Raw genomic sequence first — 15,977 nt, 5'->3', positions numbered from 1 at the left:
TGCCAATGGGAGGCTTGCCCTTTGAAAATGCGCGGAAAATCGCCGGCAGCGGTTTAGCAGGTCAATCACCCTTCTCGCAAGCACGCCGGGAGGACTCCAGATCAATCAAGATGCGGCGATTTGCCGGAATTCCCGTTATTGCGGCAGAGCTGTGCCAATTCCACGCGGTCGGCGGTCGGCGCTTTCGTCCTTGAGCGCCACGCCTGTGACCTGGCGCGCCAATCCCTCGCGGACGAGCCAGGCGAGCTTGAGCGCGGCCTCGTCGTAGCTCAAACCGGCCTTGTGGATATTTGACACGCAATTGCGCTCCGCATCGGTCAGGCCGGGCTTCGGCGCAAAGGTCAGATAGGCCCCGAGGCTGTCGGGGGCGGACAGGCCCGGCCGCTCGCCGATCAGCATCACAACCATGCGGGCCCCGAGAATGGCCCCGATCTGATCACCGAGCGCGACTCGCGCGCCTGAGGCGACGACGGCATGGCCAATCGCGACGGCCTCGCCTTCCCCAAGCAGCGGCAGCAGGGTTTGCAGCAGCGCGACCGCATGGGCATGAACCGCGGCGGCCGACAATCCGTCGCCGATCACGATCGCAAGCTGGCACGGCGCGGCGGCAGCATGGGCCAACGCCGCGGCGGAGCCGGCATCGAGCTGCCGTCCCAGATCCGGCCGGCGCAGATAGTCCCTGCGATCGGCGACCCGGCTGCTGGCCTCGGTGACATCGAGACCAAGCGCCCTCACCGCGGCCGCCAGGCGCCGCGAATCGAAGGCGGCATGCACGGCATCGCGGGCGCGGGCATGGGCCAGCGTGAAATCGAGCAGCGGTCCGGTCGGCAGGCTTGCGCCGCTTCGCCCGAGCGCGACGCGCGCCGGCGTGAACGATCTGAGGTCGACGGTCGGGCGCGCCGGAACGGGCTTGTCGCTCATTCGGCGGGAACGGACGCTTCGCGCAGCCGGATCGAATAGTTCGATGCGTTCTGCTTGCCGCTGGAGGCCGCGCGGGCAAAGGTGATCAGATGATGCGCGATCAAGGTACAGCCGATCAGCCCCTCGATGTCGCCGCGCTTGAGGCGCCCCAGCGCAAACTTCCAGAACACGCGCCTGTAGTCGCCGCGCACGCCGACCTTCCAGAAGATGTTGCGCAGCATGACGAGGCCACGCCGGATGTTGGCCCAGGTCTTCATTTCCTCCGGCACCGGCGTCTTGAGGCGATGCACATAGACGTGGTCGCATTGATACTGGAAGCGCGCATAGACCTTCTCGGGCTCATAAGCCACGCCCATGGCGTGCTTCCAGGATGCGACGACCTCGTCATAGGGCAACAGGAAATCGACGTTGGAATCGCGGCCCTCGTCATCGATCAGGCGCCCTTCCCGCGCCAGCCGGTCCCATAGCGGGGTCTTCGGCAGCGCCTGAAGCAGGTTGATGGTGAGCAGCGGGATCCGCGATTCCTCGACAAAGGCGAGCAGCGCCTCCGAGGTGTTGGGCTTGTCGGTATCGAGCCCCATGATGATGCCCGACACCACCTCCATGCCGTAGGAGTTGATGGTGCGCACGCCCTCCAGGATCGGGACCATCATGTTGTGGTCCTTGTGCATGGCCTTCAGCGCGTCGGGGTCCGGCGTCTCGATGCCGCAGAAGATGGTGATGAAATAGGCCTCGCGCATCTTCTTGAGGATCTCGGGACGCTTGGCGATATTGAGCGTCGCCTCGCAGGCAAGCCGCATCACATAGCCGGTCTTCTTCTGCCATTCGATCAGATGCGGCAGCAGGTCCATCGCCGCCTTGCGGTTGCCGATGAAATTATCATCGACGAAATAGACAGTGTCGGTCATGCCGCATTCGCGCAAGCGATTGAGCTCGGCGATGATCTGTTCGGGTGTCTTGATGCGCGGGTTGCGGCCATAGAGGCCGGGGATGTCGCAGAACTCGCACTCATACGGGCAGCCGCTGGAATACTGGATGCTGCCGAGGAAGTAGCGCTTCACATCGGCGAGCTCGTAGGCCGGGATCGGAAACTCCGTCATCGGCACGCGCTCTCTGGTCGTCAGCACCACTTGGCGCTCGGGGCGTGCCGTGTCGCGCGCCAAAATCTCGATGAGCTGGTTGGTGGCGTCGCCGAGCTCGCCGACATGGAGATAATCGAACGACGGATAATAGTCCGGGCAGGCGCTGACCGACGGGCCGCCGAGCGCAACGGGCAGGCCGAACTCGTGGGCGCGGCGACAGATGTCGTTCATCTGCTGGCGCTGGATGTGCATGCCGCTGACGAAGACGGCCTCCGCCCATTCGAACTCTTCCTTGGTCGCGCTGCGGAGATTTTCGTCCACGAATTTGACTTGCCATTCCTTCGGCAGGTAGGCCGCGAGCAGCAGCAGGCCCTGCGGCGGCATGAAGGCGCGGACGCCGTCGGTCAGCGGATAGGCGTGCTCGAAGGTGCCGAATGACGAGGTGTAACGCGGAAAGACACAGAGAATATGCCGACTTGTTCCGTTGCTTTCAGCGCGCATCGAACTTCCCCCAACCACGTTCTACGAACGGTACTGACGAGGTCTCCAGAAACAGAGCGTAACGCTGCGGCCGGAATTCCTCAATATTGTGGCACCGAACTAATTCGTGAGACGCGCCAATGGTTTCTCCGGTTCACGCCGGCAGGAGGATGTTTTCGCGGATTTTCACGCTAGGCGATCAGCCGTGACGCAAAATCAGGCAACAGGCCTGCGTCACCGGCAAGCCGGAAATCGGCCCCGGCAATGCCGGTCTCAATCAGCCAGTCGTCGAACTCCGGCGCACGTGCCGCACCGAAGATGTCGCGCACGTAGAGCGCATCGTGGAAGGAGGTCGACTGGTAGTTCAGCATGACGTCGTCGGCGCCGGGCACGCCCATGATGAAGGTGACGCCGGCAGCAGCGAGCAGCGTCAGGAGATTGTCCATGTCGTCCTGGTCCGCCTCGGCATGGTTGGTGTAGCAGATGTCGACGCCCAACGGCAGGCCGAGCAGCTTGCCGCAGAAATGATCCTCCAGTCCCGCCCGGATGATCTCCTTGCCGTCATAGAGATATTCGGGGCCGATGAAGCCGACCACGCTGTTGACCAGCAGCGGGGCAAAGGCGCGGGCCACCGCATAGGCGCGCGCCTCGCAGGTCTGCTGGTCGACGCCGTGATGGGCATTGGCCGACAATGCCGAGCCCTGGCCGGTTTCGAAATACATGACGTTCTCACCGACCGTGCCGCGCTTCTGCGACAGCCCGGCTTCGTGCGCCTCCTTCAGCAAAGCGAGGCCGATGCCGAAGCTGCGGTTGGCGGCCTCGGTGCCGGCGACCGACTGGAAGACGAGGTCGACCGGCACGCCCTGCCCGATCAGCGACATCGTCGTCGTGACATGGGTCAGCACGCATCCTTGCGTCGGGATTTTCAGCCGGGGCGATGATCTCGTCCAGCAGCCGCAGCAGTCGCGCGATTCCCGCCGGATCGTCGCTCGCCGGATTGATGCCGATGCAGGCATCGCCGGCGCCAAGCAGCAGGCCGTCGAGGATCGAGGCGGTGATGCCCCTCGCATCGTCGAACGGATGGTTCGGCTGCAGCCGCGTGCTCATCCGGCCTTTCAGGCCGATGGTGTTGCGGAAGGCCGTCGTGACCTCGCATTTGCGCGCCGCCAGGATCAGGTCCTGGTTGCGCATCAGTTTCGACACTGCAGCCGCCATCTCCGGCGTGATGCCCGGCGCGAGCTTGCGCAAAGTCTCCGGCCTGGCGGCGTCCGAGAGCAGCCAGTCGCGGAAGGCTCCGACCGTCAGCGAAGAGACCTGCGCAAACGCCTTGCTGTCATGGCTGTCGATCACCAGCCGGGTGACCTCGTCGGTCTCATAGGGAATGACGGCCTCGTTGAGGAATTGACTTAAGGGGACGTCCGCGAGCGCCATCCGCGCCGCGATCATCTGCTCGGCGCTGCCGGCGGCAATGCCGGCCAGCCGGTCGCCGGAGCGCGGAGGCGTCGCCTTGGCGAGGAGGTCGCGGAGGTCGGGGAAAGTGTAGGTCGTGGCGTCGATGGCGTGGCGATAGACCAAAGGCCCCTCCGGGTACTGTCGGCCAGTGACCGAATCCAGGCGATCCTGAGCCTATGCCTTCGGATCAAGACGCTGAAATATCTTACCTTCCTTTGAGCGAGGGCGAAACGGGCCGATGGTCGCGTTAACGCTGCGTCCATCTTCATTCTGCATAGTTTTGCATCAATTTTAGACGACCGCGCACACCGGCCGCTCCAGGCCATTCGAGCCCCGAACATCATGCAAAACGACCGATCTGAGAACGCCGCCGCCCTGACAGGCCGTCTCTCGCTCGCAACCAAGCTCTACGCGATCTTCGCGCTGTTCGCCCTGCTCACGGCCGCGATCGCGATGCTGTCCGACTACAACAGCCGCCGCAGCACCGAGCTGACCAGCGCGATCGAGACGGCGAATGCGGCCGCGCTGAACGTCGAGCGCGTCAATTCGCTGGTCTACGCGGTCGTGATGGAATCGCGCGGCGTCTACATGTCGACCGAGCCGGCCGTCGTGAAGAAATACGGCGACGGCCTGCTCAAGTTCAACGAGCGGATTTTGAGCGTGGTGAAAGGCTGGGAGAGCATCGTCAGGGCGGACGACGCCGAGCAGTTCGCCACCTTCAAAAAGCGCATCGAGCAGTTCGTCGAATTCCGCAGGGAGCTGGTGCGCCGCGCCGTCGAGATCAATGCGGCCGCGGGTCGCGAATGGGGCGACAACGACGCCAACCGCGCCGTGCGCTCGGCACTGAACAAGGATCTCGAAGCGCTGTCCAAGGTCTATGCCGAGCGCGCCCGGCAGATCGCGCTTCAGACCGAGACCAACCGCATGCTGTCCTTCGTGTTGACCTGCCTCGCCGGCGTGGCGCTGGCGCTGGTCGTGATCGGCATCATCATCATCGCCCGCTCGATCGCCCGGCCGCTCGCTGCGATCACCGCGACCATCAAGCAGGTCGCCGACGGCGCCGAGAATGTCGTGGTGCCGCACTCCGGCCGCGCCGACGAAATCGGCGCACTGGCCCGCGCCATCGAAGTGTTCCAGGACGCGATGGGCCGCAACCGCAACCTCGCCGCGCAGGTCTCGCAGGATTCGGCGGCGCGCGAAGAGCGCGCGCGCCACATCGAGCAATCCGTCGACGAATTTCGCGGCGCGATCGGCGCGATCATGCGCGGCCTCAGCGACAATGCCGGTGTGATGCGCGAGACCGCGCAGACCATCACGCGCGTCACGGCCGACGCGAACAGCCGCGCCGGCACCGCCGCAAGCGCGACCGAGCAGGCCTACCACAACGTCACGGCCGTGGCAGGCGCGGCCGAGGAGCTGTCGGCCTCGGTCGAGGAGATCGGCCGCCAGGTCCGACAGAGCGCGAGCGCCGTCGAGCAGACCGGCCAGCGCACCGAGAAATCGATCGCCGAAATCGAGAGCCTTGCCGCTGCCACGCAACGCATCGACGGCGTGCTGACCCTCATTCAGACCATCGCCGAGCAGACCAATCTGCTCGCGCTCAACGCCACCATCGAGGCCGCCCGCGCCGGCGATGCCGGCCGCGGCTTTGCCGTCGTCGCGCACGAAGTGAAGGCGCTGGCCGGACAGACGGCGAAGGCGACCGCCGACATCAGCGAGAACGTCGCGATGATCCAGTCCTCCACCCGCAACGCCGTCGATGCCGTGCGCGAGATCGGCGGCGCGGTGCGCGAGATCAACGAGGTCACCTCGGCGATCGCAGGCGCCGTCGGCCAGCAGGACCAGGCCACGCGCGAGATCTCCTCCAACGCGCAAAGCGCAGCCCAAGGCAACGAGACGCTGGTCGCCAACATCACCTCGCTGCGCGATGCCATCGGCGAGACCGACACGGCGGCAACTTCGGTGCTGACGGCGGCGAGCAGCCTGACCGCAACGGCGGATACGCTGTCGCGCGAAGTGGAGAAATTCTTCCAGAACCTGCGCTCGGACAGCCGGATCGCCAGGGCAGGATAGTCCTCCAGTTCGCCGCCTGGCAAAGCGACGCGTCGGGCAAAACACCGGCGCGAGACAGCTCAGCGCTCCAGTCCCGGCTGGTCGACGAATATGCGGACACGGCCGACGCCCTCGACTTCACGATAACGGCGCAACTCCGTCTGGAGTTCGGGGTCGGACTTGGCCCAGGCCAACCAATCGAATGGGACCGAACTCTGCAGCAAGGTGTCCACGAGAATGACATCCGGGCGGCCGTTCCGCACGTCCGCCAACACCTGCCGCCGCTCGAAGTTCATGATGTCGTTCAGCTTCGATCGCTCTGCCGCCGTCGTCTCTGGGCTGCTCCGGGCCAAAAGTGCGCCGGCCGTCAGCACCTGTGCGCACGAACCGCCAACCCATGTGCCATGGATTTGGCGGACGAGCGGATGCCCAAGGGCGAGGTGATCAGTCAACGTGAGCAGCCGGGGATGCTTTGCAAGCGTCTGCATACGCTGCTCCAGCGGCGGAAACTCGGGCAGCGACAGGCACAGGCAGAACCCGATGAGCGCAACACCGGCGAAGCCGCCGATCCTGACGGACATCGGCAACGTCCTCGTGCGAACATGCAGCAATGGCGCAGCAATCGCAAACACGCAAAGTGCGTAGAGCGTGTATGTCCAGCCCTTGCCCTGAAGAACGAAGCTCGCGGCTCCGCCAATGGCCGCCGCCAGCCAGGGGGTTGCGTCGCCGCCGAACTTGAAATCCCGCGGAGCCACCTGACGCAGAAACGCGATGGAAGCAACGATCACGACGACGGGGAAAGGAAGCAGGCCGGCCAAATCCCTCCTCATCGTGACATAGGTGGCGGCGACCATCGGTGCAAAGTCGAACAGATAACCGGGAAAGACGAAGACGAGCACCCCGGCGTAGCCGACGACGATCGCGGCGGCTGCACAGGCTTCAGGCGTGAACAACGGCCTGAGAGAACGCCCGTGGATGATGCCGAGGATAGTCGGCAGGCCGACCACCAAAGCAAGCTGCGGCTTGATGCTCATCGCGAGCCCTGCACTCAGGCCCGCCAGGATCGCAACCGGTCCGGGGGCAAGGCCGCGCCAGCGAATCGCCGTGATGGCGACAAAGGGGGTCAGTGCGACGACAGCAATGTGCTCTCGCTGTCCGAATACGGCGGTCGGAAGGACTGCCAACAGAAAAGCGAGCAAGCACGTCCAAAGGCTCCGCTCTCCACCCTCCAGCTTTGCAGCCGCAGCGGCGCGGTCGATGATGACAAGCGCGCCGGCAATCTCGATGATCACGAGAACTGCCACGATGATCTCAGGTGCAATGCCCGTCAATCGCCCGAGAAAAGCCGCCGGCGTGTAGAGATAGATCGAGAGCGGCGGATTCAGTTCGAAGAGGTCGACGCCCGGATGGCGGCCATCCAGGATCTCCTCTCCCTCGGACAGCAAGCAACTCAAATCCGGGTTGAGAATGGCCGGCCACTGAACAAGCAATGCCGAGACGAGAATCGCGGCCACGAGAATCCAACGCGTTTGATTTATGCCGTCACCGCCTTCCGGGCCAGCTCTGGGCGGGATGGCCCTCTCAGACGTCGGCAAAATTCTCTCCTCGGGTGGAAGCCTCCTGCTCTCTTTCAGCTCGCCCAAACCGGCAGGAATGCAGGTCCTGCCACTCTCAATCAATAGTCGTTACTATTGTACTACAATGATCTGAAGCGCCGTTTCATCGCCAAGGCGCAGGGCTTACCGCCTCACACACGGCCTCAAAGCACCGAGGGGGGAGGCCGCCGTCAAAGGCTTCGGCATCCCCACAGAAGTCCGCTGCCGCGCGAAGAAGGGTAGCCCGCTCGAGCATGGTCGGCAACGAAAAGCCCCGGCACGAGGGCCGAGGCTCGCGATGCAGTCCGCGTACATCCGGCGAACCAATCGTTGAGCGGAAGACTAGCCGCGAATTTTGAACAGATGATGACGGAGTCCTGGCGCCAGCAAGATGTCGCGATTGGGGCGAGCCCAATCGCGCAATCGCGTCGCAATGGATCAATCGCAAAGCTAACGAAATCAGAGCAGCACGGAGATGACGGCAATCAAGCCGATCGCCGTCAGCCCCCACGCCAGTGAATGCAAAGCCCATGGCCGCATCGTTGCACTCCTTCGCATCTCCTGCCCATGACAGGAAACGCCCCGGCGCGGTGCATTGTTTGAGCCAGATCAATAGCCGAGAATGAGCAGGGATGCAGCGGCTACGGTGAAAGCACCGGCCGCGACGAGAACGACGCGTATGATCAACTCGCTGCCCATGCCCGAAGTTAACTTATGATAGGCAGCGAGTCTGTGCAGTTTGTGCCAGAATGGTCATTGAACCATTTGTGCGGCGCGGCGGGTTCGTCCGCGTCAGGACCAGGGCGAACCCATCGGCCTATTTCGGCAGGCGCGAACGTTCAGCCAACCGGCCCAGGAGTCCACTCGTCGCCGGACAGCGGTGTGACCGCGACGTCGGGAATGACCCCACGCTCCATGCTCGGATCGAAATGGCGCATCGTCCGCTCGTTCAGATCGATGATGCGGCCGGGCTTGAGCGGCCCCACATCGTTGATCTTGACGATGACCTTCTTGCCGACGGCCTCGACGAGCGCAAATTTCGGTCGCGCGCCGAATTGGACGCCGCCAAATTTCCGGCGCAAGCTCGTCTTGATCGCGGCGGTCCACACCGAGGGATCGTAGCGTTCGCCCGAGGCGGTTCTCGGACCGCCCTCCTCCTTGCCGGGCTTGAATGGATTATAGGTGGATGCTGCGCCAACGATGACCTTTCCGCAGGCTGCATCGACGACGGCGCTTGAATGAACCCCACTTGCTTCACTACGGGTAACGTAACTGACAAGCACGACCAGGGCGCCGCAAACCGCGGCGCTCGAGCGGAACACCATCATATCTCCTTTGATTTTTCGTCCGGTTCCCGATGCCGCAGAACATGGCTAAGCGAACGCATCAGCGTTTTCGACTTGCGCCAGTCTCTTGCGGATTTCGCGCCAACCCCTGGCGGCGGAACCGTTGCGAGAACCTGAGCGGTCCCCGCATTCTGTTTTCGTTGTCGCCGTCTAAAACAGGGATTGCGTCAGCAACATGACCTCGGAGGTCGTGGGTTCTCGATCCCCGGAGTCTTACGCGCATTCAGCGGGGAGATTGATTGCGTAACGTCCGTGAAATCAGCGATGGCGCGGAACTCCGGAACATTTGCATCGGGTTGTTTTGCGTTGCGGGTTAGCCGCGGCGCTTCAACGCGAAGCCGAGACTGATCCAGCCCGCGCCCGCCATGATCAGATCGATGCCGAGGAACAGGCCGAGGATGTAGACGCTGTTGACCGGCCAGCGCGCCACGATCAACAGACCGAGCAGCAGCGTGATGGCGCCCGACAGGGCCACCCACACCCACGGGCTCTCGCGCTTCATGCTGAAGGCGAGAAACAGCCTGATCGCGCCGGATGCGATCAGCGATGCGCCCAGGAACAGCGTCAGCAAAACTGCCGCGAGCAGCGGGTTGTCGAAAGTGAGAATGCCGGCGACGACATAGAGCACGCCGAGCAATACCCAGATCAGGAACTTGCCCCAGCTCTTCATCTGGAAGGCGCCGATGATCTCGGCGGCACCCGCGACAATCATCATCGCGCCGACCACGATGACGCTTGCCACCGTCGCCATCACCACGCTGCCGAGCGCTACGAAGCCGGCGATGAGGTAGACGACGCCAAGCGCAACGATCCAGCCCCATTTGGCATGCAGTGCTGCAATGCCGGAGCCGAGGCCTGAAGGATGAGACGTATCGGACGCACTTGTCATGGCGGCTACTCCTGCATGCGAAGCCCCAGAGCGCATCTCAGAATAGCACAGCGCCGGGACCACGGCCAGCAGAGCAGCCCTGCCGACCGTCACGCTTGACGCAGATCAAGCGCCCGACCGCTCCATGTCGAGCTCGGCCTTGAGGTTGTCGAGATCGCGATAGATCGAGGCGACCGCCAGCACACGGCCGTCCTTGCGGTATTTCAGCAGGCAATCCCGGTCCTTGATGCTGCCCTCGATCGCGATGTCGTCAAAGCTCTCGGCATGGCCGACATAGTTGATCGGCACGTCGTAATGCTGGCTCCAGAAGAACGGCACCGCATCGAAGCGCTCGCGCTTGCCCATCATGTTGCGCGCCGCGGTCTGGCCCTGCCGCTCGGCGACGACCCAGTGCTCGACCCGGATGGTCTGCCGCGAATGCGGATCGGGCCAGCGTGCGATGTCGCCCGCCGCAAAGATTCCGGCGACGCTGGTTTCGAGAAATTCGCTGACGCTGACGCCGCGGTCAGCCGCAAGGCCTGCCTGCTCGGCCAGCGCGAGGCGCGGCTTGACGCCGATGCCGACCACGACAAGATCGGCATCGATCACGCCGCCGCTCTTCAGCGTGGCGATGGTGCCGTCGAGTTTTTTCACGGTGTCCTTTAGGTGGAAAATCACGCCGTTCTCCTCGTGCAGCCCGCGCACGAAGTCGCCCATGTCAGGACCGAGCACTTTCTGCATCGGCCGCTCTTCCGGCGCCACCACATGCACCTCGATCTTGCGCGCCCGCAGCGACGCAGCGACCTCGAGGCCAATAAAACTCGCGCCGATCACCAGCACGCGCGTGGCGTTGCTCGCGGCCTTGATGATGGCGCGGCTGTCGGCGACGGAACGCAAGGTATGTACATGCGGCTGGTCTGCGCCGGGGATCCGGAGCTTCACCGGTTCTGCGCCGGTTGCGAGCAGCAGCCGATCGAACGGCAGCTTGTCGCCGTTGCCGAGCCTCACGCTGCGCGTTTTCGGATCGATCGCCGAGACTTCCGTGTTCAGCCTGAGATCGATGCCTGCGTCTTGATAATATTCCTCGCCACGCAGCGGCAGCCAATCCTCCGGCGCGCTGCCGGCGAGATAGTCCTTGGAAAGGTTGGGTCTGTCGACCGGCATCGCACCATCATTGCTGAGCATGGTGATGCCGCCGGCAAATCCCTCGCGACGAAGCGTTTCGGCTGCAGCGAAACCGGCGGCGCCGCCGCCGACGATGATGAATTTGTCCGGTGTCGGCGTGCCGCAATGAACGGTCGACGTCCCCGCACGCTTGCGCTGGACGATGATCCTGTCGTGATCGCGCGTGACGTCCCACACTGCCAACGCGTTCAGCGCCGGCGGACGCGTGGCCTCGCCCGACCGCAAGGAGAAGCAGGCGTGATGCCAGGGACAGCGGATGGTGTCGCCGACCACAAGCCCTTCGGCGAGCGGTCCATGGTAATGGCTGCAGGACGGCTCGATCGCGAAGATCTCGCTGCCGGCTTGGACCAGGAGGACGTCTTCCTCACCGACATGGCCAAGCAATTTGCCGTCCTTGAAATCGGAAAGCCCAACGCCCTTGGTCAGGTCCGGCCCGCTTGGCTTCTGGTCCTCGGTCATGGTCATCTCCCCGGCAGCGCAACACGCAGCTCAGGATTTGGACGGCGCCCGCGACGAAAAGTTCCCGCAATTGCGAAAATCAGGATCTGGCGGCGGCTTTCCGGACATCCAGCACGGCCTGCGCCCATTCGGCCGGCCGCTCCTGCGGCAGATTGTGACCGGCGCCTGCAAAGACCCGCCGCTCGAAGACGCCTTCAAACTTGCGCGCGTGATGCGCAGTTCCGGGATTGACGCCGTCGCTGTCGCCGTCGATGGCGATCGTGGGAACGCGGACCGGCGGCTGCGCAGCGAGCTTCGCCTCGATCGCCCCATAGGCGGGATCGCCTTCGACCAGCGCATAGCGGTGGCGATAGGAGTGAATCACGACGTCGACGAAATCCGGATTGTCGAACGACACCGCGCTCTTCTCGAATGTGGCGTCGTCGAATTGCCATGTCGGCGACCACATCGCCCAGAGCTGGCGGGCGAAACCGCGGCGATTTTGCTGCAGCGCGCGGCGGCCGCGCTCATTGTGGAACAGATATTGGTACCACAGCGCCGCCTCCTCGGTCGGCGAGGCCGGCTCCATCGAACGGGCGATGTTCTGGATGTTGTAGGAATTGCCGGTAACGAGCCCGACGACGCGCTCGGGATGCAGCACCGAGATCACGCAGGCCGCGCGCCCGCCCCAGTCGTAACCGCCGACAACTGCACGATCGATGCGAAGCGCATCCATGAAGGCCAGGAGATCGGCGCCAAGCGCCGCCTGCTCACCTGAGCGCGGCGTCTCCGCGAAGCGAAAGCGCGTCGGGCCGTAGCCGCGCAGCCACGGCACCAGCACCCGCGCGCCGGCTTGCGCGATCAGCGGCGCCGTCTCGGCATAGGCGTTCACGTCATAGGGAAAGCCGTGCCCCATGATGCAGGGCCAGCCATCCGGTGCGCCGTAATCGAGATAGGCGATATCGAGGATGTCCGTGGTGATGGATTTCTGCTGCATGGCGGATACCTCCCGCTCATGCGGGCCACAAGAGCGCCGCTATTTCTGCGGACCGGACAAAGTGATGTGGCGCTCGGCGCGGAAGACGTTGCTGTAGAGATTGGCGATCCACTGCCGGCCGATCTCGGTCTTGTTGAGATAGCCGATCTCGGTCTGGATGTGCGGTGCGACGCTGTTCCAGTAGAATTGCGGATAGCGGTTCACGATGTCCGCGGGCGAGTCATAGCCGAGTTGGCGGTTCATGCCGACCTCCTCGAACTCGTAATAGAGTGCGTTGGCCTTGCGCAGATAGTTGGGATCGCCGAGCTGCCCGATGAAGTCGGCGGCGCGCAGGATCGAGGCCTCGTCGTCGTATTCCTGGCCCTGGCGCGCCGGGAAGCGCGTCCCTTCGATGGCGCGGGCGACGCGCTCGGAGTCGATGCCGCCGATCGGCGGCAGCCGGCGCCGCACAAAGAGCTTCGAGCGATCGACGTGATACATCATCAGGCTCGCATCCGAGGCCCCCCGCGGCAGCGACACCTTGGTCCCGGCCTCATCGATGATGAAGCCGTCTTCGTCATCCTCAGGAAACAAACCGCGGACGTAGCCGATATCGTGAGCAAGGCAGGCGATGAGGATATGGAGGTAATCCTCCGCCGCAAGGTGGGCATGGAGATTGCGTCCGGTCAGAATGGCCTGAGCGGCTAGCGTCACCAGCATGGTGTGTTCGATGTTGTGGTACAGCGCGTCGCTGTTGCCGATACATTCCATCGCGGTTCGCGTCGACCCTTCCAGCACCCTGGCGGAGGATTCGTCGTACCTGCGACGCATGAACGAACCCAGCATCTTCTCCAGGGTCTCAGCCGCCAGTCTCGGTAACGTCATCATGGATGCAGCCCCGTCTGTCGGTGGTGTCCCACGCCAACTCCCGACCTCTCGTCCAATTCTCGCCTTCGACGCAGGCCGAGCATAGCCCAATCTGGGGCGGCTGACCAAATGCCCGAGCAAAAATACGCAAATATGATCCTGCCCGCCGCGCAGCATCACGGTTGCGGACACAGTCCGACGCACCCCACGGCCATGCCATGCGAGGACCTCCCCGGCCCGGCCATTGGCCGGCCGTTCACCTTGCGAGAAGAGCCGGGACTCTGCCGCGGCCGGACCAGGACGCCGCCACCGCGCAGCGGGCCACAGCGTCAATTCCCTCGCGCCAAGCGCGCGAGCATCCCGTCGAAAGCGAGCTTGATCCTGTGGATGTACCGGTCCTTGTAAGGAAATTCCGGATTCTGGTCGTGCACGAGCATGGAGGCGTTGACCTCGAACACGACGAGATGGTCGTTCGTGTCGAGCCCGCAATCGATGCCGAAATAATCGAGGCCGATGCAATCGCGAATGACTCGCAACGCCTGATAATGGGACGGGCCGAAGATCTGCTCGGGCGCGCGAAGAAATTGCTCCTCCTCGTCCTGCATCCAGGTGTGATGGCCCATCTCGGTCGCATCCCGATGAAGCTTCCAGTGGTCTCCAACGGCGAGATGATAGGGCAGGATCTCATTGCCGACGAACAAGAACCTGTACTTGCGGAAGAAGCCGTCGGCAGAGCGATAGTCGATATAGTCGATCACGTAGCGATCATGGTCGGCATGAGCCGCGAGAAACGCGGTCAGCACCGCGGCGTCATCGAGCTTCTCGAAAACGTCGCCGCCATGCATGCCGGCCTGACGCGCCAGCACCGGGAAGACGAGCTCGAGCCCGCCCGCAAGCTCCTTGCCGGCCGCGACGCGGATGGTGCGTGGCACGCGGCAGCCTGCGACGTCTGCGAGTGCCAGCGCCGTGGCATCGCGCGTGGTATTCTGGATTTTTGCGGGATCGTTGACGACGGGTTTTCCGAGGCTTCGCGCGATCGTGATGGCGAGAGGAAGCAGTTCAGCGCCCTGATCGGCGTCGGAGAGGAGATTGATGACGACATCAGCCTCGCGCGCCAACAGCGCGATATCCGGCTGGCTACCTGATAACAGCGACAGGATATTGGTCTGGTAGGCGCAGTCCTTGAAGAGAAATTCGACCGGCGTGTTGCCGACGAAGGGCGCAAACAAGGCCAGCGCCCGAAACGCCGGCGGCGATTGAGTGGCTTGCCGGCGCAGGATCGGATGCACGTGTGCGGCGTGGGCGTAAGCGGCCCGTGCCGCCTCCAACTCGCCGCGCGCCTGACGGATCGCTCCGACCCAGTAGAAATTCTGGGCCTGTTCGGGCGCGAGCGCGACCGCTCGCTCGAACTGTGCCACCGCCTCGCCGGTCTCGCCGAGCTCGAAGCAGAGCTTGCCGAGCTGGCTGCGCAGATCGGCATCCTCGGGCGTCTCTTCCAGCAATTCGAGCAGAAGCGTTTTCGCGATTCCGAACTGCCGCGTCGTCACCAGTGCCTGGACCAGATTCGTGCGCGAAGGGCGATGGCCTGGATTGCGCCGCAGCGCTTCCAGGTAAAGCGAGATCGCGTCCTGCGTCCGGCCGCCGCGCTGGTGTACGATGCCGAGGTTGCACCAGCAGGCAACGAGATGCGGCGCGATGCGCAAGGCCGCCTTGCAGTTCTCGGCGGCGGAGCCGATATCGTCGCAGAGCATGAAGGCATTGGCGAGTGCTGCATGCAAGTCGGCGACGCCGTCGACCGCGACGCCGATCGACACCGTCGCCGCCAGCGCGAGCCCGGCCTGAAACGCAGCAATCGCGGGCTTGATCTCGCCGCGCCGGTAGTGCTCGCGCCCGGCGCGCAGCAGCTCGGCCATGCCCGGCGAGCCGGTGGGCGGCAGCTCATGAGCCATCGACACTGACGTCATGCGCTCTCCGAAGATGACGCCGTGAAAATGACACCGTGCAGATTGATCGCCGGCGCGATCCCGTAATGATTGCCGCCGAAGGCGCGCAAGCGGTGCTGCAATTCGTCCCGGGAAATATCCAGCGGGATGTCGCAGGCGTCCTTGTAGCTGCGGCGGGTGTTGGTGCGGCCGCTCCACGGCAGCGCACAGCGCGGCGTCAGTGCGGTCTCGCACGCCAGCGGCTCGGCCCATATTTCGAACAGTTGCAGCAGGTGCGCATAAGCGAGCTCGCCGAGCCCCATGAGGGTGCTGGCCGGCGGAATCGGAAACGACACGACGTCGAGGATCGTACCGGAATCGACCCGCTCCGCCATGGCGTGAAAGGTCACGCCGAAGCTGTCTGCGCGGTCATAGAGCGCGAAATGTGCCGGGGCCCAGCCCGGATAGCTCGGCGGCCCCGGATGAAAATTGAAGGCGCCATGGCCGAAGCGCGCGAGCAGGTCCGATGGCACGATGACGCCGGAAGCAAAGGCGACCAATCGGGCATCGCGAAGGGCCGCGGCGTCGATCTTGCGAAGCTCCGCGATGCTCGAGGCCGGCCAGATCGTCAGGTTCGGCCTGGAGCTGCGCAAGATCCGCGACAGTGCCACCTGCTCGGCGGCGTCCGTCAGCAATGCAAGTCCCTCGACCATGGGTTCGGCTTCAGCATCGTTGAAAGTGAGCCAATATGTCGCGGGGCAGCGTTAATAGCGTGTTAATGGACCTGCGTTCG

The 15,977-nt window shown here is 64.0% G+C and carries 11 protein-coding genes and 1 pseudogene; 1 reads left to right on the top strand and 11 read right to left on the bottom strand.

All coding sequences use genetic code 11. From position 1 onward, the window contains the following. Positions 1 to 135: 135 nt before the first annotated feature. The 3 genes and pseudogenes from eutC to ACVIIW_RS21455 all read right to left on the bottom strand — a co-directional run bounded on the left by eutC (position 136) and on the right by ACVIIW_RS21455 (position 4,058). Positions 136 to 921, bottom strand: coding sequence for an ethanolamine ammonia-lyase subunit EutC (eutC, locus tag ACVIIW_RS21465; RefSeq protein ID WP_456702550.1), 786 nt, complete (start codon positions 919 to 921; stop codon positions 136 to 138). Further along, positions 918 to 2,504 carry a B12-binding domain-containing radical SAM protein gene (locus ACVIIW_RS21460; protein WP_456702549.1) on the bottom strand — a complete coding sequence of 529 codons (1,587 nt, stop codon included), beginning with the start codon at positions 2,502 to 2,504 and terminating at the stop codon, positions 918 to 920. Before ACVIIW_RS21460 ends, eutC begins: the two co-directional genes overlap by 4 nt. Before the next feature lie 170 nt (positions 2,505 to 2,674). Further along, positions 2,675 to 4,058, bottom strand: a pseudogene (locus tag ACVIIW_RS21455) (ethanolamine ammonia-lyase subunit EutB). Between the two features lie 219 nt (positions 4,059 to 4,277). Between ACVIIW_RS21455 and ACVIIW_RS21450 the strand changes: the two are divergent. Beyond that, positions 4,278 to 6,008 (top strand): methyl-accepting chemotaxis protein, encoded by a 1,731-nt coding sequence (locus tag ACVIIW_RS21450; protein WP_456702548.1) that lies wholly within the window; start codon positions 4,278 to 4,280, stop codon positions 6,006 to 6,008. Between the two features lie 59 nt (positions 6,009 to 6,067). Here the strand turns inward: ACVIIW_RS21450 and ACVIIW_RS21445 are convergent, their stop codons facing one another. The 8 genes from ACVIIW_RS21445 to ACVIIW_RS21410 all read right to left on the bottom strand — a co-directional run bounded on the left by ACVIIW_RS21445 (position 6,068) and on the right by ACVIIW_RS21410 (position 15,897). Then, a complete protein-coding gene (locus ACVIIW_RS21445) occupies positions 6,068 to 7,501 on the bottom strand; it encodes a hypothetical protein (RefSeq protein WP_456702547.1) in 1,434 nt (477 codons plus the stop codon). Between the two features lie 920 nt (positions 7,502 to 8,421). Beyond that, the gene (locus tag ACVIIW_RS21440) at positions 8,422 to 8,910 is read right to left on the bottom strand and encodes a septal ring lytic transglycosylase RlpA family protein (protein ID WP_456702546.1); all 489 of its coding nucleotides are present in this window, start codon (positions 8,908 to 8,910) and stop codon (positions 8,422 to 8,424) included. A 331-nt stretch (positions 8,911 to 9,241) separates the two neighbouring features. Beyond that, a complete protein-coding gene (locus ACVIIW_RS21435; RefSeq protein WP_456702545.1) occupies positions 9,242 to 9,817 on the bottom strand; it encodes an HdeD family acid-resistance protein in 576 nt (191 codons plus the stop codon). 105 nt (positions 9,818 to 9,922) lie between these two features. Continuing rightward, positions 9,923 to 11,440, bottom strand: coding sequence for an FAD-dependent oxidoreductase (locus tag ACVIIW_RS21430; RefSeq protein WP_456702544.1), 1,518 nt, complete (start codon positions 11,438 to 11,440; stop codon positions 9,923 to 9,925). A gap of 79 nt (positions 11,441 to 11,519) precedes the next feature. Then, positions 11,520 to 12,416 carry an alpha/beta fold hydrolase gene (locus ACVIIW_RS21425; RefSeq protein WP_456702543.1) on the bottom strand — a complete coding sequence of 299 codons (897 nt, stop codon included), beginning with the start codon at positions 12,414 to 12,416 and terminating at the stop codon, positions 11,520 to 11,522. Between the two features lie 39 nt (positions 12,417 to 12,455). Next, on the bottom strand, positions 12,456 to 13,283 hold the full coding sequence (locus ACVIIW_RS21420) for an HD domain-containing protein (protein WP_456702542.1): 828 nt from the start codon (positions 13,281 to 13,283) through the stop codon (positions 12,456 to 12,458). A gap of 308 nt (positions 13,284 to 13,591) precedes the next feature. Beyond that, positions 13,592 to 15,226, bottom strand: coding sequence for a tetratricopeptide repeat protein (locus ACVIIW_RS21415; RefSeq protein WP_456702541.1), 1,635 nt, complete (start codon positions 15,224 to 15,226; stop codon positions 13,592 to 13,594). Further along, positions 15,223 to 15,897, bottom strand: coding sequence for a formyltransferase family protein (locus tag ACVIIW_RS21410; RefSeq protein WP_456702540.1), 675 nt, complete (start codon positions 15,895 to 15,897; stop codon positions 15,223 to 15,225). Before ACVIIW_RS21410 ends, ACVIIW_RS21415 begins: the two co-directional genes overlap by 4 nt. Positions 15,898 to 15,977: the final 80 nt, after the last annotated feature.

Source organism: Bradyrhizobium sp. USDA 4449, from assembly GCF_054056275.1.
Note: the sequence above shows the minus strand (reverse complement) of the source record. Positions and strands in the feature narration are given on the sequence as shown.